Below are 17,167 nucleotides of genomic sequence, written 5' to 3'. Positions count from 1 at the left end.
CAATAACTTATTTGCTGCCCGGGATGCTGAAACGCTTGTTGAAGCGGTCAACACGGCCACCGGTAGCAACATCACGCTGTTTGCCAGTGTAGAACGGGTGGCATTTACCGCACACGTCCAGGTTCAGGTCGTGACCTGCAGTAGAGCGGATTTTGATGACATTACCGCAAGAGCAGTTTGCAGTAATTTCTTCGTATTTCGGGTGAATATCTTTTTTCATGGGGAAACCTCGGTTTAAGGCCGCGTCGCTCTTCCAGCCCTAACGCCAGACACCACGCGATGTTGATAGTATAGGTCGATGATACAAATGTGTATCAAAGGCGGCGAATCATACAGAATTTGACCAGCGTATGCAAACTGATCCGCGCTCCCTCATCACAATGTGTATACTAACCCGCCAGAATTCAAGTCAGCCAGGATGATTACATGCCCGTCGCGCACGTTGCCTTGCCCGTTCCGCTACCCCGCACCTTTGACTATCTCTTGCCAGAAGGCATGACCGTCAAAGCCGGGTGTCGGGTGCGCGTGCCGTTTGGCAAACAGCAGGAACGCGTCGGGATTGTGGTGTCGGTCAGCGAACAAAGCGAACTGCCGCTTAACGAACTGAAAGCGGTCGTTGAGGTACTGGACAGCGAGCCGGTCTTTTCCCCCTCCGTCTGGCGTTTGCTGCTTTGGGCGGCGGATTACTACCACCATCCAATGGGTGACGTTCTGTTTCACGCTCTGCCGATTTTGCTGCGCCAGGGGAAACCCGCCAGCAACGCGCCGATGTGGTACTGGTTCGCCACCGAAGACGGCCACGCTATCGATCTCAATAGCCTGAAGCGCTCGCCTAAACAGCAACAGGCGCTGGCCGCGCTGCGGCAGGGGAGAATCTGGCGCGACCAGGTGGCGGATCTTGAATTTAATGACGCGGCGCTCCAGGCGCTGCGTAAAAAAGGACTGTGCGAGCTGGCGAGCGAAACGCCCGGCTTTAGCGACTGGCGCACCCATTACGCCGTTTGTGGCGATCGGCTGCGTCTCAATACCGAACAGGCCACCGCCGTTGGCGCCATCCACAGCGCGTCGGACAGCTTTTCTGCCTGGCTGCTGGCGGGCGTTACGGGTTCCGGTAAAACAGAGGTCTATCTCAGCGTACTGGAAAACGTCCTCGCTCAGGGCAAACAGGCGCTGGTGATGGTGCCGGAAATTGGCCTGACGCCGCAAACCATCGCCCGCTTTCGCGAGCGCTTCAACGCCCCCGTCGAAGTTCTACACTCCGGGTTAAATGACAGCGAACGTCTCTCAGCCTGGCTGAAAGCCAAAAACGGCGAGGCGGCGATTGTCATCGGCACCCGCTCATCGTTGTTTACGCCGTTTAAAAACCTCGGCGTCATTGTGATCGACGAAGAGCATGACAGCTCCTATAAGCAGCAGGAAGGCTGGCGTTACCACGCTCGCGACCTGGCGGTATACCGCGCTCACAGCGAACAAATCCCGATTATTCTCGGCTCGGCAACACCGGCGCTGGAGACGTTATGCAACGTGCGACAAAAAAAGTACCGCATGCTGCGCCTGACGCGCCGGGCAGGCAATGCACGCCCTGCCCTCCAGCATGTGCTGGATTTAAAAGGCCAGAAGATCCAGGCCGGGCTGGCTCCCGCGCTTATCGCCCGTATGCATCAGCACCTGCTGGCAGATAACCAGGTCATTCTCTTCCTTAACCGCCGGGGATTTGCTCCTGCGCTGTTATGCCACGACTGCGGCTGGATTGCCGAATGTCCGCGCTGCGATCACTATTACACGTTGCACCAGGCGCAACACCACCTGCGCTGTCACCATTGCGACAGCCAGCGCCCGATACCGCGTCAGTGCCCTTCCTGCGGCTCCACGCATATGGTGCCGGTCGGGTTAGGGACAGAACAGCTTGAGCAGGCGTTGGCGCCCTTCTTTCCCGGCGTGCCGGTCTCGCGCATCGACCGCGACACCACCAGCCGTAAAGGCGCGCTGGAGCAGCATCTGGCGGAAGTCCATCGCGGCGGCGCGCGCATTTTGATCGGCACGCAAATGCTGGCGAAAGGGCACCATTTCCCGGACGTCACCCTGGTAGCGCTGCTGGACGTTGACGGCGCGCTGTTCTCGGCGGATTTCCGTTCGGCGGAACGTTTTGCCCAGCTTTACACTCAGGTTTCCGGCCGCGCCGGACGCGCCGGAAAACAGGGCGAGGTGGTATTGCAGACCCACCATCCAGAGCACCCTTTGCTGCAAACCTTGCTGCACAAAGGCTATGACGCTTTTGCTGAACAGGCGCTGGCCGAGCGGCAAACGCTGCAACTTCCGCCGTGGACCAGCCATGTGATTGTGCGGGCGGAAGATCATAACAACCAGCAGGCGCCGGTGTTCCTGCAACAGCTGCGTAATCTGATTCAGGCCAGCCCGCTTGCGGATGACAAGCTCTGGGTATTAGGCCCGGTGCCTGCGCTCGCGCCAAAACGCGGCGGCCGCTACCGTTGGCAAATTTTGTTGCAGCATCCGTCGCGAATTCGTCTGCAACATATCGTCAGCGGCACGCTGGCGCTCATCAATACGCTACCCGAATCCCGCAAGGTTAAATGGGTGCTGGATGTCGATCCCATTGAGGGATAACGGGTCACGATGCGAGGCGGATCGTAAAATTAAATATCCATCACACTTTTTATGAAAATTCTGTAACCGCTTCCATTAACTATCTGATAAAAATGTTTTCGATGTGAGTTAAACAAGGATAGTTCTGCGCCTGATTTCCCAGGCGAGGAGAGAGTGTGAAACCGAAGAAACAGGTTGCTGCCGCTACAATGAAAGATGTTGCTATGAAGGCGAAAGTCTCAACAGCAACCGTGTCCCGTGCGTTAATGAACCCGGATAAAGTCTCCCAGTCGACCCGTAACCGGGTTGAACAGGCGGCGATGGAGGTGGGATATTTACCGCAATCAATGGGGCGAAATAGCAAACGGAATGAATCACGCACCATCCTGGTGATCGTCCCGGATATTTGTGATCCCTTTTTCAGTGAAATCATCCGGGGCATTGAGGTTACCGCCGCAAGCCACGGATATCTGGTGTTGATTGGTGACTGCGCGCACCAGAATCAGCAAGAAAAGACCTTTATCAATTTGATCATCACCAAACAAATTGATGGCATGTTATTGCTCGGTTCACGTCTGCCGTTCGACGCCAGCATTGAAGAGCAACGGAATCTGCCGCCGATGGTGATGGCCAACGAATTCGCGCCGGAGCTGGAGCTGCCTACCGTTCATATTGATAACCTGACTGCGGCCTTTAACGCCGTGAATTATCTGCATGAACAGGGGCACCAGCGTATCGGATGCATTGCCGGGCCGGAGGAGATGCCGCTGTGCCACTACCGTCTGCAAGGCTATGTGCAGGCGCTGCGTCGCTGCGGCATTACCGTCGACCCGCATTATATCGCCCGGGGCGATTTCACCTACGAGGCGGGCGGCCACGCGCTGCAACAGCTGCTTGCGCTTCCGCAGCCTCCGACCGCCGTGTTCTGTCACAGCGACGTTATGGCGCTCGGCGCGCTCTCCTGGGCCAAGCGTCATGGTCTGAAAGTCCCTGACGATCTGTCCATCATTGGCTTTGATAACATTGCGCTGGCGGAATTTTGCGACCCGCCTCTGACGACGGTTTCACAGCCGCGCTTCGATATCGGGCGCGAAGCAATGCTGCTCTTGCTCGACCAGTTACAGGGGCAAAATGTCAGCAGCGGCTCGCGCTTGCTGGACTGCGAGTTAATTATTCGTGGTTCGACGCGAGCCTTAACTTAAACCTTTAAGACTCACGTATCTGGTCAAAAGCCCGCCGCTTAAGTAACATGGCGGGCTGACGAACGAATAAATACAGCGAAACGATAGTGGCACAACGAGATTATGTACGTCGCGGTCAACCGGCACCTTCGCGGCGCAAAAAGAGCACCTCACGGAAAAAGCAACGCAACACGCCTGCGGTTTCACCCGCAATGGTCGCTATTGCGGCGGCTGTCCTTGTGGCCTTTATCGGGGGTCTGTACTTCATTACTCATCACAAAAAAGAAGAGTCCGAAACGCTGCAAAGCCAGAAAGTGACCGGCAACGGGCTGCCGCCGAAGCCGGAAGAGCGCTGGCGCTACATTAAAGAACTGGAAAGCCGCCAGCCGGGCGTGCGTGCGCCAACCGAGCCTTCTGCGGGCGGCGAAGTGATGAACCCGGAGCAGCTCACCAGCGAGCAGCGTCAGCTACTGGCGCAAATGCAGGCGGATATGCGCCAGCAGCCGACCCAACTTAACGAAGTGCCGTGGAACGAACAGACGCCTGAACAGCGTCAGCAGACATTGCAGCGCCAGCGTCAGGCACAGCAGCAGGTACAACAGCAGCAGTGGGCTAACACCCAGCCGGTTCAACAGCCGCGTACGCAGCCACGCGTGACGGAGCAACCGTACCAACAGCCACAGCAGCAACCGCGTACGGCGCAGACTGCACCTGCACAGCAGCCACGCCAGACGCAGCAGCCGAAACAGACGACATCCCAGCAGCCTTATCAGGACCTGTTGCAGACGCCTGCGCACACCACGACTTCTCAGCCTAAAACGCAGCAGGCCGCGCCGATCGCGCGTGAACCTGAAGCGCCAAAACAGACGGCAGAGAAGAAAGATGAACGTCGCTGGATGGTGCAATGCGGCTCCTTCAAAGGCGCCGAGCAAGCGGAAACCGTGCGCGCCCAGTTGGCTTTTGAAGGCTTTGACTCCAAAATCACCACCAACAACGGGTGGAATCGTGTGGTCATCGGCCCAGTCAAAGGCAAAGAGAATGCAGACAGCACCCTTAACCGCCTGAAGATGGCGGGTCACACAAACTGCATTCGACTCGCCTCCGGGGGTTGAAACCCCCAAAATCCCCCCCATTTATATTTGCATTATGCCCCGTACCGCGTGCGGGGCCTGTATTCTGCATTTGTAACCAAGGGGTCTGCTCGTGACAACAATAGTAAGCGTACGCCGTAACGGCCATGTGGTAATCGCCGGTGATGGTCAGGCCACACTGGGCAATACCGTAATGAAAGGCAACGTGAAGAAAGTTCGCCGTCTGTACAACGATAAAGTCATTGCGGGCTTTGCAGGGGGAACGGCAGACGCATTCACGCTGTTCGAACTGTTTGAGCGTAAACTGGAAATGCATCAGGGCCACCTGGTCAAAGCCGCCGTTGAACTGGCGAAAGACTGGCGTACTGACCGTATGCTACGCAAGCTCGAAGCGCTGCTGGCCGTCGCAGATGAAACCGCTTCACTGATCATCACGGGTAATGGCGATGTCATACAGCCGGAAAATGATCTGATTGCTATCGGCTCCGGTGGTCCCTACGCCCAGGCTGCGGCACGCGCACTGTTAGAAAATACCGAACTGGGCGCCCGCGAAATTGCTGAAAAGGCGTTGGATATTGCAGGCGATATCTGCATTTACACCAACCACTTCCACACCATTGAAGAATTACCGTCTAAAGCGTAAGGATCTCCCATGTCTGAAATGACCCCACGCGAAATCGTCAGCGAACTGAACAAGCACATCATTGGCCAGGACAACGCCAAGCGTTCCGTGGCGATTGCACTGCGTAACCGCTGGCGCCGCATGCAGCTCAACGAAGAGCTGCGCCATGAAGTGACGCCAAAAAATATTCTGATGATCGGCCCGACCGGCGTAGGTAAAACCGAAATCGCGCGTCGCCTGGCAAAACTGGCCAACGCGCCGTTCATCAAAGTTGAAGCGACAAAATTCACCGAAGTCGGTTATGTGGGTAAAGAAGTGGATTCCATTATCCGCGACCTGACCGACTCCGCGATCAAAATGGTGCGCGTTCAGTCTATTGAGAAAAACCGCTACCGCGCAGAAGAAATGGCGGAAGAGCGTATTCTCGACGCGCTGATCCCTCCGGCGAAAAATAACTGGGGTCAGGCTGAGCAACAGCAAGAGCCGTCCGCCGCGCGCCAGGCATTCCGCAAAAAACTGCGTGAAGGCCAGCTCGACGATAAAGAAATTGAGATCAATCTCGCAGCCGCACCGATGGGCGTTGAAATTATGGCGCCTCCGGGAATGGAAGAGATGACCAGCCAGTTGCAGTCCATGTTCCAGAACCTGGGCGGCCAGAAACAAAAACCGCGTAAGCTGAAAATCAAAGACGCGATGAAGCTGCTGATTGAAGAAGAAGCGGCCAAACTGGTGAACCCGGAAGAGCTGAAACAGGAAGCCATCGACGCCGTTGAACAGCACGGGATCGTGTTTATCGACGAAATCGACAAAATCTGTAAACGCGGCGAATCCTCTGGCCCGGACGTTTCCCGCGAAGGCGTACAGCGCGACCTGCTGCCGCTGGTAGAAGGCTGCACCGTCTCTACCAAGCACGGTATGGTGAAAACCGACCACATCCTGTTTATCGCCTCCGGCGCGTTCCAGGTGGCGAAACCGTCTGATCTGATCCCCGAGTTGCAGGGGCGTCTGCCGATTCGCGTTGAGCTGAAAGCGCTGACGACGGAAGATTTCGAACGCATTCTCACCGAGCCGAACGCGTCCGTTACCGTTCAGTACAAAGCGCTGATGGCGACCGAAGGCGTGGACATCGAGTTTACCGAGTCCGGCATCAAACGCATTGCCGAAGCGGCATGGCAGGTAAACGAAACCACCGAAAACATCGGTGCGCGTCGTCTGCATACCGTTCTGGAACGTCTGATGGAAGATATCTCCTATGATGCCAGCGATCTGAATGGTCAGAGCATAACAATTGATGCGGAATATGTGAGCAAACATCTGGATGCGCTGGTCGCAGATGAAGATCTGAGTCGTTTTATCCTATAATCGCGTTCAATGCATTTTCATCACTGTTGATGGGGCTGAAAAGCCCCATTTTTATTGGCGCTAAATATGACTGAACAACAACAAATTAGCCGCTCCCAGGCCTGGCTGGAAAGTTTACGACCGAAAACGCTGCCGCTCGCGTTTGCGGCAATCATCGTCGGTACAGCGCTGGCATGGTGGCAAGGGTACTTCGATCCCCTGGTTGCGCTGCTGGCGTTAATCACCGCCGGGCTGCTGCAAATTTTATCGAACCTTGCCAACGATTATGGCGACGCCGTCAAAGGCAGTGATAAGCCTGACCGCATCGGGCCGCTGCGCGGGATGCAAAAAGGGGTGATCACCCGGCAGGAGATGAAGCGGGCGCTGATCATTACCGTGGCGCTGATTTGCCTCTCCGGTCTGGCGCTGGTGGCTGTCGCATGTCATACGCTGGCGGATTTTGTCGGATTCCTGGTGCTGGGCGGCCTGTCGATTATCGCCGCGATTACCTACACCGTCGGGAACCGTCCTTACGGCTATATTGGTCTGGGCGACATTTCCGTGCTGGTGTTCTTTGGCTGGCTCAGCGTAATGGGCAGCTGGTATCTACAGGCGCATACGCTCATTCCTGCGCTTATCTTACCTGCTACCGCCTGCGGACTGCTGGCGACCGCCGTGCTCAACATCAACAATCTGCGCGATATCAACAGCGATAAAGAAAACGGTAAAAACACGCTGGTGGTACGTTTAGGCGCGGTTAACGCACGTCGTTATCACGCCTGCCTGTTGATGGGTTCACTGGTCTGCCTGGCGCTGTTTAACCTGATTTCGCTGCAAAGCCTGTGGGGATGGCTGTTCATCCTGGCCGCACCGTTACTGATTAAACAGGCGCGTTATGTGATGCGCGAAATGGAACCCGCTGCGATGCGCCCGATGCTGGAACGTACCGTTAAAGCCGCGCTGTTGACTAACCTGCTGTTTGTCGTCGGGATTTTCTTAAGCCAGTGGGCGGTTTAACTGACAAATATCAATGAACAATTGATGATTTTGCAAACAGTACGCATAGCGCGATATACTAAAAATTCTCGCAGCAACTGAACGTTAAGCCTATGAAATACGATACTTCCGAGCTTTGTGACATCTACCAGGAAGATGTCAACGTCGTGGAACCACTGTTCTCTAACTTTGGAGGACGGTCGTCGTTTGGCGGACAAATCATCACGGTAAAATGTTTCGAGGACAACGGGTTGCTCTACGATCTGCTCGAACAGAATGGCCGTGGTCGCATTCTGCTGGTCGATGGCGGTGGTTCTGTCCGTCGCGCGCTGGTCGACGCCGAACTGGCGCGTCTGGCTACGCAAAATGAATGGGAAGGGCTGGTCATCTACGGCGCGGTGCGTCAGGTAGACGACCTGGAAGAGCTGGATATCGGCATCCAGGCGCTTGCCGCGATTCCGGTAGGCGCCGCAGGTGAAGGAATCGGGGAAAGCGACGTCCGCGTCAATTTTGGCGGCGTGACCTTCTTCTCCGGCGATCATCTCTACGCCGACAATACAGGGATAATCCTCTCCGAAGACCCACTTGATATCGAGTGATCAAAAAAGGCACCGTAAGGTGCCTTTTTTATTGCGTTGCCGCTCATAAACGATGCCGACTGTAGGCCTGATAAGCGTAGCGCCATCAGGCGATATTGCAGTGCCGGATGGCGGCTTACGCCTTATCCGGCCTACAACGCTGAGCGCAGCCAACACCGCTACGGCTCAGACTTCTTCCATACGACCCAGCAGCGCCTGCAAACGATCCTGCCACCCGCTCTGCTGTTCTTTCAGATGGTTGTTCTCACGCTCCAGCTCTTCACGCTGATGCTGAGCAGACTGTACATCCTGCGCCAGGCTGTTGTTCTTTTCTTTCAGCTCTTCGATTTCCATCTGCAAAAGCGTAATGGTATCAATCGCCTGCTGTACTTTTGCTTCCAGTTTCTCAAACACTTCTAATGACATGGCCATACCTCTCCTGAATTGCAAGGCGACGCTTCACGTAAACGCGCACAATATATAGTGCCGATTGTATGAAGCCGCGCCATCCCTGTCCAGCGACATACCGCGTAGATTGCGGTTTGCAACACTTTTCATCCTTGTCCTGGTGACATAACTCACATAACTCTAAAGTGTTAACATATTGGTTAATGAAATGATTCAGCTCACACTCCTGGTTTGTCGTAAAACGCGCTTCATGGCGCGATAACGCTCATTTTATTGACGCAGTACACACATTTTGATTTCGATATTTCTCGTTTTTGCTCGTTAACGATAAATTAACAGTATGCCTACAGGCATCGAAGGCGTCAGTGACCTCTTCGCAAACAATAAACATTAAACTCTCTTCAGGATCCGATTATGAGTCAAACATCAACCTTAAAAGGCCAGTGCATTGCTGAATTTCTCGGTACTGGGTTGTTGATTTTCTTCGGTGTGGGTTGTGTCGCTGCTCTTAAAGTAGCAGGTGCTACTTTCGGTCAGTGGGAAATCAGTATCATCTGGGGTCTGGGGGTGGCGATGGCTATCTACCTGACAGCAGGTGTCTCCGGCGCACATTTAAATCCAGCCGTAACAATCGCACTGTGGCTGTTTGCCTGTTTCGACAAACGCAAAGTTGTTCCTTTTATCATTTCTCAAGTTGCCGGCGCGTTTTGCGCAGCGGCATTAGTTTACGGGCTTTACTACAATCTTTTCGCTGATTTTGAACAAACGCACCACATCGTCCGTGGCAGTATCGAAAGTGTTGATCTGGCTGGCACTTTCTCAACATATCCAAATCCACATATCAATTTTGTGCAAGCCTTCGCGGTTGAGATGGTAATTACCGCTATTCTGATGGGGCTTATTCTAGCGCTGACCGATGATGGTAACGGCGTGCCGCGCGGCCCACTGGCTCCTCTGCTCATTGGTTTACTGATCGCAGTAATTGGCGCCTCTATGGGGCCGCTGACCGGGTTTGCGATGAACCCGGCGCGTGATTTCGGCCCGAAACTGTTCGCCTGGCTCGCTGGCTGGGGGAACGTTGCCTTGACTGGCGGTAAGGATATTCCTTACTTCCTGGTGCCGATGTTCGGCCCGATTGCGGGCGCCATTCTGGGCGCATTCGCCTATCGTAAACTGATTGGCCGCCATTTGCCGTGTGATACTTGCGTGGTTGAAGAGAAGGACACCACCACTACCGCACAACAAAAAGCTTCGCTGTAATGTGACTACGGGACAAAAAATTATGACTGAGAAAAAATATATCGTTGCGCTCGACCAGGGCACCACCAGCTCCCGCGCCGTCGTGATGGATCACGATGCGAATATCGTTAGCGTGTCGCAACGTGAATTTGAGCAAATCTACCCGAAAGCAGGCTGGGTAGAACACGACCCAATGGAAATCTGGGCCACCCAAAGCTCAACGCTGGTTGAAGTGCTGGCGAAAGCAGACATCAGTTCCGATCAGATCGCAGCAATCGGTATTACTAACCAGCGTGAAACCACCATCGTCTGGGAACGTGAAACCGGCAAACCGATTTATAACGCGATTGTCTGGCAGTGCCGCCGTACCGCCGAAATCTGCGAACGCCTGAAGCGTGACGGCATGGAAGATTACATCCGCAACAACACCGGTCTGGTGATTGACCCGTACTTCTCCGGCACCAAAGTGAAGTGGATTCTCGATCACGTAGAAGGCTCCCGTGAGCGCGCACGTCGCGGTGAACTGCTGTTCGGTACGGTGGATACCTGGCTTATCTGGAAAATGACGCAGGGACGCGTACACGTCACGGATTACACCAACGCTTCACGTACCATGCTGTTCAACATCCATACCCTGGACTGGGATGACAAAATGCTGGATGCGCTGGATATCCCGCGCGCCATGCTGCCGGAAGTGCGTCGTTCTTCAGAAGTGTACGGCCAGACGAACATCGGGGGTAAAGGCGGCACGCGTATTCCAATCGCCGGGATCGCCGGTGACCAGCAGGCGGCGCTGTTCGGCCAGCTGTGCGTCAAAGAGGGGATGGCGAAAAACACTTACGGCACCGGCTGCTTTATGCTGATGAACACCGGCGAGAAAGCGGTTAAGTCCGAAAACGGACTTTTGACCACCATCGCCTGTGGCCCGACCGGCGAAGTGAACTATGCGCTGGAAGGGGCGGTGTTTATGGCTGGCGCATCCATTCAGTGGCTGCGTGATGAGATGAAACTCATCAGCGACGCATTCGACTCTGAATATTTCGCCACCAAAGTGAAAGACACCAACGGCGTATACGTTGTACCGGCCTTTACCGGTCTGGGCGCGCCGTACTGGGACCCGTATGCGCGCGGCGCCATCTTCGGTCTGACCCGTGGCGTAAACTCCAACCACATCATCCGTGCAACGCTGGAATCGATCGCTTACCAGACGCGCGACGTGCTGGAAGCGATGCAGGCAGACTCCGGTATTCGCCTGCACGCCCTGCGCGTTGACGGCGGCGCGGTTGCCAACAACTTCCTGATGCAGTTCCAGTCAGACATTCTTGGTACGCGCGTTGAGCGCCCGGAAGTGCGCGAAGTAACGGCACTGGGTGCGGCGTATCTGGCAGGTCTGGCGGTGGGTTACTGGCAGAACCTGGATGAGTTGCAGGAAAAAGCGGTCATCGAGCGTGAATTCCGTCCAGGCATCGAAACCACCGAGCGTAACTTCCGTTACAGCGGCTGGAAAAAAGCGGTCAAACGCGCCCTGGCGTGGGAAGACCACGAAGAGTAATACTGACATGCCGGATGGCGGCTTCGCTTATCCGGCCTACAGGCTACATGCTTGTGTAGGCCGGGTAAGGCAACGCCGCCACCCGGCAAGTTATCTGTGCGGAAGTAACCCCCGAGCATATCAATTATTCCCACCCTCCCCTGTGCTACACTTCGCGCCATTCCTTTCTGCTACGAGTTTGCTATGAGACGAGAACTTGCCATCGAATTTTCCCGCGTAACGGAAGCGGCAGCGCTGGCTGGCTATAAATGGCTGGGACGCGGCGACAAAAATACCGCTGACGGCGCAGCGGTAAACGCCATGCGTATTATGCTCAACCAGGTCAATATTGACGGCACCATTGTCATCGGCGAAGGCGAGATTGATGAAGCGCCCATGCTGTTTATCGGTGAGAAAGTCGGCACCGGCCGTGGCGATGCGGTGGATATCGCCGTCGACCCTATCGAAGGCACCCGTATGACGGCGATGGGCCAGGCGAACGCGCTGGCGGTTCTGGCGGTCGGCGACAAAGGCTGTTTCCTCAACGCGCCGGATATGTACATGGAAAAACTGATCGTCGGGCCGGGCGCTAAAGGATCTATCGACCTGAATCTGCCGCTGGCGGACAACCTGCGCAACATCGCAGCCACCCTCAGCAAACCACTCAGCGAACTGACGGTTACGATTCTGGCCAAACCGCGTCATGACGCGGTGATTGCAGAGATGCAGCAGCTTGGCGTGCGCGTATTCGCCATTCCTGATGGCGACGTAGCGGCCTCTATTCTGACCTGTATGCCGGACAGTGAAGTGGATGTGCTGTACGGCATTGGCGGCGCGCCGGAAGGCGTTGTCTCCGCAGCGGTAATTCGTGCGCTGGATGGCGACATGCAGGGCCGTCTGCTGGCGCGTCACGACGTCAAAGGCGACAGCGAAGAGAACCGCCGTATTGGCGAGCAGGAGCTGGCACGCTGTAAAGCCATGGGCATTGACGCCGGTAAAGCGCTGCGTCTGGACGAAATGGCGCGCAGCGATAACGTCATCTTCTCCGCCACCGGGATCACCAAAGGCGATCTGCTGGAGGGGATTAGCCGCAAAGGCAATATCGCTACCACCGAAACGCTGCTGATTCGCGGCAAATCGCGCACTATCCGCCGTATTCAGTCCATCCACTATCTGGATCGCAAAGACCCGGATGTGCAGGCGCATATCCTGTAACTGATTTGTTCGATTGAGCCTTCCGGCCCTTCGGGGCTGGAAATCTTTCGTTCAACGAACGAAGATAAGGGTATTGCAGCAGACAGGAGAAGATCATGGCAGATTGGGTAACAGGAAAAGTCACGAAGGTACAGTACTGGACCGACGCCCTGTTTAGTCTGACCGTTCACGCCCCCGTTCATCCCTTCACCGCAGGCCAGTTTACCAAACTCGGACTGGAGATCGATGGCGAACGCGTACAACGCGCCTATTCCTATGTGAATGCGCCCGATAATCCCGATTTAGAGTTTTACCTGGTGACGGTTCCCGAAGGCAAACTCAGCCCACGTCTGGCGGCGCTTAAACCTGGCGATGAAGTACAGGTGGTAAGTGAAGCGGCGGGGTTCTTTGTTCTGGATGAAGTGCCTGACTGCGACACCCTGTGGATGCTGGCGACCGGAACGGCCATTGGCCCTTATTTGTCGATTCTGCAACTCGGTAAGGACCTGGAGCGCTTTAACAACCTGGTACTGGTGCATGCCGCGCGTTACGCCGCTGATTTAAGTTACCTGCCGTTAATGCTGGAATTGCAAAAGCGCTACGAAGGCAAGCTGCGCATTCAAACTGTCGTCAGTCGGGAAACCATCGCAGGCTCGCTTACCGGGCGCGTCCCCGCGCTGATTGAAAGCGGCGCGCTGGAAGCGGCGGTCGGTTTACCGATGGACACCGAGACCAGCCATGTGATGCTGTGCGGAAATCCGCAGATGGTGCGTGATACGCAACAGTTGCTGAAGGAGACCCGGCACATGACCAAACACCTGCGTCGTCGTCCTGGGCACATGACCGCTGAGCACTACTGGTAAGCACGGTTGCAGGCCCGGTAAGCGCCAGCGCCACCGGGCGCTCTGCCGGATAGCGGCATAAACGCCTTATCCGGCCTACGGTTTATCGCCTGCCTGAGGCTCTGCTTTAAATTTCACATCCTGCGTTTCTTTGCCGAACTTATTCTCGCCCTGAGTGCCGACAAACGCCCCCAGATCGATAAACATCATGACCAGAATGAGCGTCGGGACAAAGCGCCCCACGACCCACTGCCACATTCCCGGCAACATCACCCAATTTCCGGCCAGCAGCATCCACGCCAGAATCATCAATAACGCCCACAGGCCGGAGCGCCCCCGGTCATGCAAACGCTTAACCATGACCGCCGCCGTGGGCCAGAGCAGACACACCAGACAAAATGCCGCCGTCTGGATATCGAGTAAGTTCTTGCTCGCCAGCGAAAACAGCACCAGCATGCCGACAAACCAGAGACCGAGCCAGATCCAGAAATCACGGCGTCCAATACGCCCTTTAAATGAGAATAACCACTGCTGTATGGTCATGTAAGTTCCTTTATTATTGCCTTCGCTGTCAGTTTACCCTTTTGACAAGCCCGACAGTTATCGTTTTAATCGTGAGCAGTCCTAACGAAAGGTAAGATTGATGAAGCCAGGGTGTACACTGTTTTTATTATTGTTTTCCGCCATAACTGCGAGCACAGCGGTGCTGGCGGAGGCATCGCCGTCTGCGACGACCGCGCCCTACCTGCTGGCTGGCGCGCCGACGTTTGATCTCTCCATCAGCCAGTTTCGCGAAAACTTTAATCAGCAAAATCCCCGGCTTCCACTGAACGAATTTCGTGCTATCGACAGCAGCCGCGACAGGGCGAACCTGACCCGCGCCGCCAGCAAGATCAATGAAAATCTGTACGCCTCAACGGCGCTGGAGCGCGGTACGTTAAAAATCAAAAGCATGCAGATTACCTGGCTTCCCATTCAGGGACCCGAGCAAAAAGCCGCCAAAGCCAAAGCACAAGAGTACATGGCGGCGGTGATCCGCACCGTCGCCCCACTTCTGACAAAAGAGCAAAGCCAGCAAAAACTGCAAAAATTACTCACAGCGGGCAAGAATAAGCACTACTACGCCGAAACGGAAGGCGCGATTCGCTATGTTGTCGCAGACAACGGGGAAAAAGGGCTGACCTTCGCTGTTGAACCGATTAAGCTAGCGCTATCGGAGAATCTGGAAGGGCTGAATTAAGTGACAAAAAGCAAAGCCTTTCGAGGGAGGGATCTCTATACTGTTTCACAGACCATGCCGTCCCTGAAGGGCGGCCATCTTCCTTAATTCGCTGACAAAGCGTGGAGAAATGAAATGCGACATCCTTTAGTGATGGGTAACTGGAAACTGAACGGCAGCCGCCACATGGTAAACGAGCTGGTGGCTAACCTGCGTAAAGAACTGGCTGGCGTTGCTGGCTGTGCAGTTGCGATTGCACCGCCGGAAATGTATATCGACATGGCGAAACACGCCGCTGCCGGTAGCCACATCATTCTGGGCGCGCAGAACGTTGACCTGAACCTGTCTGGCGCATTCACCGGTGAAACTTCTGCTGAAATGCTGAAGGATATCGGCGCGCAGTACATCATCATCGGCCACTCTGAGCGTCGTACTTACCACAAAGAGTCTGACGAGCTGATCGCGAAGAAATTCGCCGTGCTGAAAGAGCAGGGTCTGACTCCGGTTCTGTGCATCGGTGAAACCGAAGCAGAAAACGAAGCCGGCAAAACTGAAGAAGTCTGTGCTCGTCAGATCGATGCGGTACTGAAAACTCAGGGCGCTGCGGCGTTTGAAGGCGTGGTTATCGCTTACGAACCTGTATGGGCGATCGGTACTGGCAAATCCGCCACTCCGGCGCAGGCGCAGGCTGTTCACAAATTCATCCGTGACCATATCGCCAAAGCTGACGCGAAAATCGCTGAGCAAGTGATCATCCAGTACGGCGGTTCCGTAAACGCAGCTAACGCGGCAGAACTGTTCGCTCAGCCGGACATCGACGGCGCGCTGGTTGGCGGTGCTTCCCTGAAAGCTGACGCGTTCGCGGTGATCGTTAAAGCAGCGGAAGCGGCTAAACAAGCTTAATGCTGTTGTGGCGGGTGGCGTGTGCGCTTACCCCGCCACATAAAATCACAGGCCCGGTAAGCGTTAACGCCACCGGGCTTTTTTTACAAACGCCCCAGTAAACTAAACCACATGTAATCCAGCGGCAACAGCACCAGATACGTTGCCAGCGCCAGTGCCAGACACAGCGTCATGCCTGGTTTTGCCGGGACTTTCCCTAATGCCATCGCCACCACAATCGGCGATGCCTGATACGGCAACAGCGGCGTGGAGTACCCCAATACCTGAATCATAATCACCGACAGCAGCGGAAAACCGGTTGCGTCGGAAAAACTCTGCGCCAGCGTGGTATACAGCGCCGGAACGCCGTTCGCCGTCATAATAAAATTCAGCGCGGTGGTAATGCCGGTCAGCGCCAGGAAACTGGTGAAGGGCTTTTCCGGGTCCAGCGGCATGACATGCAACAGCGCCTCGCCCACCGCATTGCCAATGCCGGTTTGCGTCACGGTGATCGCCAGCCCCAGAATGCCTGCCACATAAATACAGGTGCGGATATTCACGCCGCTGGAGAACTCTTCCCCGTTGATAAACCCCACGCGCGGCAACAGCGTGATCACCGCCGCCGCCAGCCCGGTCCACGCCGGGCCAATACCGTGCCAGCTTTCGCTGACCCACATCGCCAGCACCACCGCCAGCATCCACGCCAGCCGTTTCTCCGCACGGCTCATCGGCGCAGGCGGCATCAGGTCGCGAGGCGCATGCGGTTTACCGGGAAACAGCCAACAAATAAGGACGATTAACAGCGCACCTTTCAACCAGCCCAGAACAGGCGTATGCAGCAGAAGATACGGCAGATAGTTCAGGTGGATGCCATACGAACCTTCCGCCGCCCCGCTCATCACCAGGTTAGGTACATTAGCAGGCAGGATGGTCGCGGAGAGCTGGAAGGTTCCAAAGCCCACCGCAAGCGCCAGTCCGTACCAGGCGCGCGTGCCATCGGCAATCCCGGCACGTTTCGCCATCGCCGCGACAATGGGCATCAGCAGCGCGATACGCCCCATATTGGACGGCATCACAAACGCCAGCGCATAACTGAGCAGCACCACGCTTGCCACCATCAGCGGCCATGAGTCAGTCAGTCTGGCGGATAAGGCGCGCGCCGCCCTGTCTGCCAGCCCTGTTTTGCGAATCGCCACCCCCAGCACAAAACCGCTAAAAACCAGCCAGAAAGCCGACGAGGCAAAACCGCCAAAAATGACGTCCGGTGGCGCGATCTTCGCCACCATCGCCACGGTAAAGAACAGCAGCGCGGTAATAAACTCCGGCAACAGCGAGGTTGCCCAGAGCAGAATGGTCACGCCGACCACCAGCGAAGGAATGAACAGAGGGTGTGTAAGCCAGAGCGACATGCCTGTCTCCTGTTGTTTTTTTCAACAAGA

17 protein-coding genes are annotated in these 17,167 nt (G+C 55.6%); 13 read left to right on the top strand and 4 right to left on the bottom strand.

All coding sequences use genetic code 11. The features are described 5' to 3' along the window. Positions 1–7 precede the first annotated feature (7 nt). A complete protein-coding gene (gene rpmE / locus OGW17_RS00435; protein ID WP_024130659.1) occupies positions 8–220 on the bottom strand; it encodes a 50S ribosomal protein L31 in 213 nt (70 codons plus the stop codon). A gap of 206 nt (positions 221–426) precedes the next feature. On the opposite strand from rpmE, the gene priA reads away from it, so the two are divergent. From priA to rraA, 7 genes are all read left to right on the top strand, one after another. Continuing rightward, entirely contained in the window at positions 427–2,625 is a 2,199-nt protein-coding gene (gene priA, locus OGW17_RS00430) for a primosomal protein N' (RefSeq protein ID WP_071259475.1), read from the top strand. A 155-nt stretch (positions 2,626–2,780) separates the two neighbouring features. Then, positions 2,781–3,806, top strand: a complete 1,026-nt coding sequence (cytR, locus tag OGW17_RS00425) for a DNA-binding transcriptional regulator CytR (RefSeq protein WP_012133858.1) — start codon at positions 2,781–2,783, stop codon at positions 3,804–3,806. An 86-nt stretch (positions 3,807–3,892) separates the two neighbouring features. Beyond that, the gene (gene ftsN, locus OGW17_RS00420; RefSeq protein WP_024130660.1) at positions 3,893–4,897 is read left to right on the top strand and encodes a cell division protein FtsN; all 1,005 of its coding nucleotides are present in this window, start codon (positions 3,893–3,895) and stop codon (positions 4,895–4,897) included. A gap of 91 nt (positions 4,898–4,988) precedes the next feature. Further along, positions 4,989–5,519 carry an ATP-dependent protease subunit HslV gene (hslV, locus tag OGW17_RS00415; RefSeq protein WP_012133860.1) on the top strand — a complete coding sequence of 177 codons (531 nt, stop codon included), beginning with the start codon at positions 4,989–4,991 and terminating at the stop codon, positions 5,517–5,519. Positions 5,520–5,528: 9 nt separating this feature from the next. After that, positions 5,529–6,860 carry an ATP-dependent protease ATPase subunit HslU gene (gene hslU, locus OGW17_RS00410; RefSeq protein ID WP_012133861.1) on the top strand — a complete coding sequence of 444 codons (1,332 nt, stop codon included), beginning with the start codon at positions 5,529–5,531 and terminating at the stop codon, positions 6,858–6,860. 66 nt (positions 6,861–6,926) lie between these two features. Continuing rightward, a complete protein-coding gene (gene menA, locus OGW17_RS00405; RefSeq protein WP_047459819.1) occupies positions 6,927–7,856 on the top strand; it encodes a 1,4-dihydroxy-2-naphthoate polyprenyltransferase in 930 nt (309 codons plus the stop codon). 92 nt (positions 7,857–7,948) lie between these two features. After that, positions 7,949–8,434, top strand: coding sequence for a ribonuclease E activity regulator RraA (gene rraA, locus OGW17_RS00400; protein WP_012133864.1), 486 nt, complete (start codon positions 7,949–7,951; stop codon positions 8,432–8,434). Positions 8,435–8,599: 165 nt separating this feature from the next. Here the strand turns inward: rraA and zapB are convergent, their stop codons facing one another. Further along, positions 8,600–8,845: a septal ring assembly protein ZapB gene (zapB, locus tag OGW17_RS00395; RefSeq protein WP_012133867.1), complete on the bottom strand. Its 246-nt coding sequence runs from the start codon at positions 8,843–8,845 to the stop codon at positions 8,600–8,602. 390 nt (positions 8,846–9,235) lie between these two features. On the opposite strand from zapB, the gene OGW17_RS00390 reads away from it, so the two are divergent. The 4 genes from OGW17_RS00390 (at position 9,236) to fpr (ending at position 13,648) form a co-directional block, all read left to right on the top strand. After that, positions 9,236–10,081 (top strand): MIP/aquaporin family protein, encoded by an 846-nt coding sequence (locus tag OGW17_RS00390; RefSeq protein WP_012133869.1) that lies wholly within the window; start codon positions 9,236–9,238, stop codon positions 10,079–10,081. Between the two features lie 22 nt (positions 10,082–10,103). Beyond that, positions 10,104–11,612 (top strand): glycerol kinase GlpK, encoded by a 1,509-nt coding sequence (glpK, locus tag OGW17_RS00385; RefSeq protein WP_012133870.1) that lies wholly within the window; start codon positions 10,104–10,106, stop codon positions 11,610–11,612. 183 nt (positions 11,613–11,795) lie between these two features. Then, the gene (gene glpX, locus OGW17_RS00380; RefSeq protein WP_071259473.1) at positions 11,796–12,806 is read left to right on the top strand and encodes a class II fructose-bisphosphatase; all 1,011 of its coding nucleotides are present in this window, start codon (positions 11,796–11,798) and stop codon (positions 12,804–12,806) included. 95 nt (positions 12,807–12,901) lie between these two features. After that, the gene (fpr, locus tag OGW17_RS00375; RefSeq protein WP_012133874.1) at positions 12,902–13,648 is read left to right on the top strand and encodes a ferredoxin--NADP(+) reductase; all 747 of its coding nucleotides are present in this window, start codon (positions 12,902–12,904) and stop codon (positions 13,646–13,648) included. A 75-nt stretch (positions 13,649–13,723) separates the two neighbouring features. Here the strand turns inward: fpr and OGW17_RS00370 are convergent, their stop codons facing one another. Beyond that, positions 13,724–14,170: a DUF805 domain-containing protein gene (locus OGW17_RS00370; protein ID WP_049011788.1), complete on the bottom strand. Its 447-nt coding sequence runs from the start codon at positions 14,168–14,170 to the stop codon at positions 13,724–13,726. A gap of 100 nt (positions 14,171–14,270) precedes the next feature. On the opposite strand from OGW17_RS00370, the gene OGW17_RS00365 reads away from it, so the two are divergent. Further along, positions 14,271–14,867, top strand: coding sequence for a YiiQ family protein (locus tag OGW17_RS00365; RefSeq protein WP_049011789.1), 597 nt, complete (start codon positions 14,271–14,273; stop codon positions 14,865–14,867). Positions 14,868–14,981: 114 nt separating this feature from the next. After that, positions 14,982–15,749, top strand: coding sequence for a triose-phosphate isomerase (gene tpiA, locus OGW17_RS00360; RefSeq protein WP_024130662.1), 768 nt, complete (start codon positions 14,982–14,984; stop codon positions 15,747–15,749). 83 nt (positions 15,750–15,832) lie between these two features. Here the strand turns inward: tpiA and OGW17_RS00355 are convergent, their stop codons facing one another. After that, a complete protein-coding gene (locus OGW17_RS00355; RefSeq protein ID WP_047459835.1) occupies positions 15,833–17,137 on the bottom strand; it encodes an SLC13 family permease in 1,305 nt (434 codons plus the stop codon). Positions 17,138–17,167: the final 30 nt, after the last annotated feature.

This window comes from Citrobacter sp. CK181 (assembly GCF_030333595.1).
Lineage (GTDB): Bacteria > Pseudomonadota > Gammaproteobacteria > Enterobacterales > Enterobacteriaceae > Citrobacter_B > Citrobacter_B koseri.
Note: the sequence above shows the minus strand (reverse complement) of the source record. Positions and strands in the feature narration are given on the sequence as shown.

What these genes read in the sequence shown, in the direction of transcription:
- rraA (WP_012133864.1), top strand. Translation starts at nt 7,949, where the DNA reads ATGAAATACGATACTTCCGAGCTTTGTGACATCTACCAGGAAGATGTC.
- zapB (WP_012133867.1), bottom strand. Translation starts at nt 8,845, where the DNA reads ATGGCCATGTCATTAGAAGTGTTTGAGAAACTGGAAGCAAAAGTACAG.
- menA (WP_047459819.1), top strand. Translation starts at nt 6,927, where the DNA reads ATGACTGAACAACAACAAATTAGCCGCTCCCAGGCCTGGCTGGAAAGT.
- rpmE (WP_024130659.1), bottom strand. Translation starts at nt 220, where the DNA reads ATGAAAAAAGATATTCACCCGAAATACGAAGAAATTACTGCAAACTGC.
- OGW17_RS00365 (WP_049011789.1), top strand. Translation starts at nt 14,271, where the DNA reads ATGAAGCCAGGGTGTACACTGTTTTTATTATTGTTTTCCGCCATAACT.
- OGW17_RS00370 (WP_049011788.1), bottom strand. Translation starts at nt 14,170, where the DNA reads ATGACCATACAGCAGTGGTTATTCTCATTTAAAGGGCGTATTGGACGC.
- glpK (WP_012133870.1), top strand. Translation starts at nt 10,104, where the DNA reads ATGACTGAGAAAAAATATATCGTTGCGCTCGACCAGGGCACCACCAGC.
- hslU (WP_012133861.1), top strand. Translation starts at nt 5,529, where the DNA reads ATGTCTGAAATGACCCCACGCGAAATCGTCAGCGAACTGAACAAGCAC.
- OGW17_RS00355 (WP_047459835.1), bottom strand. Translation starts at nt 17,137, where the DNA reads ATGTCGCTCTGGCTTACACACCCTCTGTTCATTCCTTCGCTGGTGGTC.
- glpX (WP_071259473.1), top strand. Translation starts at nt 11,796, where the DNA reads ATGAGACGAGAACTTGCCATCGAATTTTCCCGCGTAACGGAAGCGGCA.
- tpiA (WP_024130662.1), top strand. Translation starts at nt 14,982, where the DNA reads ATGCGACATCCTTTAGTGATGGGTAACTGGAAACTGAACGGCAGCCGC.
- OGW17_RS00390 (WP_012133869.1), top strand. Translation starts at nt 9,236, where the DNA reads ATGAGTCAAACATCAACCTTAAAAGGCCAGTGCATTGCTGAATTTCTC.
- fpr (WP_012133874.1), top strand. Translation starts at nt 12,902, where the DNA reads ATGGCAGATTGGGTAACAGGAAAAGTCACGAAGGTACAGTACTGGACC.
- priA (WP_071259475.1), top strand. Translation starts at nt 427, where the DNA reads ATGCCCGTCGCGCACGTTGCCTTGCCCGTTCCGCTACCCCGCACCTTT.